This is a genomic window from Robinsoniella sp., from assembly GCF_034124845.1.
The window spans coordinates 1-3,224 of the sequence record NZ_JAWYAJ010000314.1; the positions used below are offsets into that span (position 1 = coordinate 1).

Here is a 3,224-nt window from a genome sequence, read left to right on the forward strand (position 1 = left end):
CACTGATAAAATATGCCTCAAAAAACGGATACAGCCCGCTTGCATGGAGCCTGGCATACTGGGTGGAAGCTACACCATTAGACACCACATATAAGCGGTGCTTCTCACTCAGCCGCTTCACCACATCTAATGCACCTGTTTTCATCATTGCACCATTTGCCAGTTCGTTTTGATATTCCTCCTCAAAACTATCCGCAATATCTTCGATTCCCAGTTCCTGAAATGTCATTCGAAAGCGCTGATTAAGCACTTCCTCTCGTGTCACATTTCCAAATTCATACTCCCGCCACAAATGATGGTTAATCCTGGTATAACACTCCATTAGTTCCGCTGTATATTCTATCTTATATCGTTCAAATATCACATTAAGCGCTCTTTGCTCACATGCTTTAAAATCAAACAGAGTTTCATCCAGGTCGAACAGTAAATCTTGATAGTGCATCTGATACCTCCAATTTAGAATATTTTGTGATAATTCATTCCTTACGCTTTATCTATAAACGCAGCAATACATGTGATTACTTCATCCGGTATATGTTTTTCTCCCTGGTAGCTGGCGGTTCCATCCTCATACTTGCCGGGCATAAAAAAGTGTGACAAACCAGGAAATGACTGAAACTCCCAGTTTTTTTTATCTTTAAACTGATTTTCCCAGATATTGAAATCATCCATTGTAACCTGATAGTCTTCTTCCCCCTGTAAAACCAGAATCGGCATTGTCATCTTCTCTGCCTCTTTTACGCTGTCATAATCAAGGATACTTTTGATATATTTAACCGTCTGGCCCATAACTCTCTCATCCGTTCCCAGCGAATCAATATTTTTTATCTTTTCAATCTCCTGGTATACTTTATCATAGGATGCCGTTACTTCTTCAGTTGGATTCTTCTCCATACTTTGTAAAAATTTACACTGTCTCTCCAGTGTATCTGCAAATCCCCTTGCCGGTGCTCCCATCATAACACACCCATCCGGTGATGCAGCCTCAGCAATCGCCGGCATCATCTGGCCTCCCTGGCTATGGCCTACCACATAAACTTTAGTGATACCTTTTTGCTCTCTCAGCATTTTAACCGCTGCTGCTGCATCGTTTACAGTCTCATCATATACCGTAAATTCAGGGTCGGCTGCAAGCTCTTTGCCATATACATAATTAATTTTGTCATAACGATAAGATGCTATTCCTTTTTGGGCAAGCCCCCATGCCAAATCCCGAAACGGTTTTAACTTTCCTGCCGTTTCATCCTTGTCAGTCGCCCCAGAGCCGTGGACAAATACCACGGCTGCATATTCGGTCTTATTTTCAGGCTGGGTGAACGTTCCCGGCAATTCCCAGCCATCTCTTACTTTTAAGTTCATAGCGGTCTCTTTCACGCCTTCCGGCATGGAGGTAGCTGCAGAAACCTCCTCATACACACCTGTGTGAATGCCACCTATTTTTCCGTCTTTATCAAAGCTCACCACCATATTCCAGGGCTGTGTTTCAAAATCACATGGAACCTGGATATTGGTATATTGAGGTGATTTCTCGCCAACCCATGCATCCTTTATCTCTTTTAACTTACCAGAAGCTGCAATTGCAGGTGCCAAGGACTGCTCCAACTGTCCATTATCCAGCACTTTCTTCATTTCATCCACCAACTGATAATCTGTCTTTATTTTATCATAGTCACCGGATACAATATCATTTGCAAATGCCTTTGCCTCCTCCAACAGTTTTCCTTCGTCTGCATCTGCTACATCTGACCCGGTCTGTGCCTCATTCCCCGTCTCTTTCCCCGATTCGCTCTCTGCCTCAGTTCCAGCCTGTTCCATTGTTTCTTTGGCTGATTCTGTTTCAATATTGCTTTCTTTCGTTTCCGGCGCCTGTGTACTATTCTGTGTGGTGCCCTGGGTCACTGCTTCACTTTCTTTGTCACCGCTTGTATCCTGCCCGCATCCTGCCAATACCAACGCAATTCCTAACACCATTACTACTAATTTAGCTCTCTTCTTCATAATATCCTCCTATCTGTACATGTTCATATACCAACATCATCATCCGGTAAGATCGGCAAATGCCTTTCCTCCTGAACTGGCTTCATTATAGCACACCTCTTGTAAAGCTCAAGCATAGGTGCATAATATACCGCATTTGATGATCAAAATACAGTATATACAAACAGATAAGAATTATGAAATAAAATTCTATAAATATAAACTCAAAAAATATATTTCTTCGCAAAATTCTTTACTTCTATAGGTTTTCCATATAGAGGCTCCTCGGCTTTTTCGCAGCCCAGCTTTTTAAATACCGCTGCCTGCTCTGCACTTTCAACGCCTTCTGCCACCGCGCATATGGAAAGCTCCCTGATACCGATAAAGCTTTACAGCGGTTTTACGCATAGAAATCCCGCTTATGGGCATACATCATTTCGTCAGCATCGTAAATCAGCTGTTGAATGTTCTCGCTCCCATATCTATAAAGTAAAGCATCCTCCTCTCCCTGATTCAAATCATGCCATATCCACTTATGATAATGAAACCGCATTTGTCATATAATGGTATATTATATTTGGAAGTAAAAGGAAAAGCAATGCTTTCAATAGAAGTTTTATAAAAATTATAGTTGACGTATAAATTGGGATTTGGTAGAATATAATAGTTAACAGATACGGCGACATAGCCAAGTGGTAAGGCATGGGTCTGCAACACCCTGATCACCAGTTCAAATCTGGTTGTCGCCTCTACAAACCTAAAACTCAAAAATCCCTCTAATATAGCAGTGATATTGCATATTAGAGGGATTTTTGGGTTTTAAGATATCTGACTGCTTGACGTGTTTCTGATTTCGGACTATACTTCCAATATCCATATTTAATATGATCATGGATGAATTTTCAAATAAAACAAGGTGTTGCAATATCGTACATCTGAAGCATATCTGAGGTCTACACAATAGTCATATTAATGATATCAAAGTTATTGCCGGATAATTCCCGGAATGCCTGCCCAAAACGCTTACCGTCCCGGGCATCCAGGCTTTCCTGTATATCCTTTGAAATTCGGGACCAGTGCGCAACTTTTTCTTCTCCGGTTTCCTCAACACGTAGAATACTTCCGTTTAATAACAAGAGTGTTATTTTACCGTAAATTTCCCTAATCGCTGCAAGAGGACAGTAATGAACAACTGCCTGTAATCCTGCACTGAGTGTAGCCACCAGAGATCTTTTCTCATCCGTTAT

The 3,224-nt window shown here is 41.4% G+C and carries 3 protein-coding genes, 1 tRNA gene and 1 pseudogene; 1 reads left to right on the forward strand and 4 read right to left on the reverse strand.

Translation table 11 applies throughout. The features are described 5' to 3' along the window. The 3 genes from ACH2DQ_RS15890 to ACH2DQ_RS15900 form a co-directional block, all read right to left on the reverse strand. Positions 1 to 442: haloacid dehalogenase-like hydrolase (locus tag ACH2DQ_RS15890; RefSeq protein ID WP_395027389.1), on the reverse strand; the 442-nt coding region annotated here is incomplete at its 3' end. 41 nt (positions 443 to 483) lie between these two features. Beyond that, on the reverse strand, positions 484 to 1,998 hold the full coding sequence (locus ACH2DQ_RS15895; protein ID WP_394911715.1) for an alpha/beta fold hydrolase: 1,515 nt from the start codon (positions 1,996 to 1,998) through the stop codon (positions 484 to 486). Between the two features lie 203 nt (positions 1,999 to 2,201). Further along, positions 2,202 to 2,330 (reverse strand): hypothetical protein, encoded by a 129-nt coding sequence (locus ACH2DQ_RS15900; RefSeq protein ID WP_395027391.1) that lies wholly within the window; start codon positions 2,328 to 2,330, stop codon positions 2,202 to 2,204. 325 nt (positions 2,331 to 2,655) lie between these two features. Between ACH2DQ_RS15900 and ACH2DQ_RS15905 the strand changes: the two genes are divergently transcribed. Then, positions 2,656 to 2,726 (forward strand) — tRNA-Cys (locus ACH2DQ_RS15905). A 204-nt stretch (positions 2,727 to 2,930) separates the two neighbouring features. Here the strand turns inward: ACH2DQ_RS15905 and ACH2DQ_RS15910 are convergent. Next, positions 2,931 to 3,224: pseudogene (locus ACH2DQ_RS15910) on the reverse strand (GntR family transcriptional regulator); the annotation flags it as partial.

What these genes read in the sequence shown, in the direction of transcription:
- ACH2DQ_RS15895 (WP_394911715.1), bottom strand. Translation starts at nt 1,998, where the DNA reads ATGAAGAAGAGAGCTAAATTAGTAGTAATGGTGTTAGGAATTGCGTTG.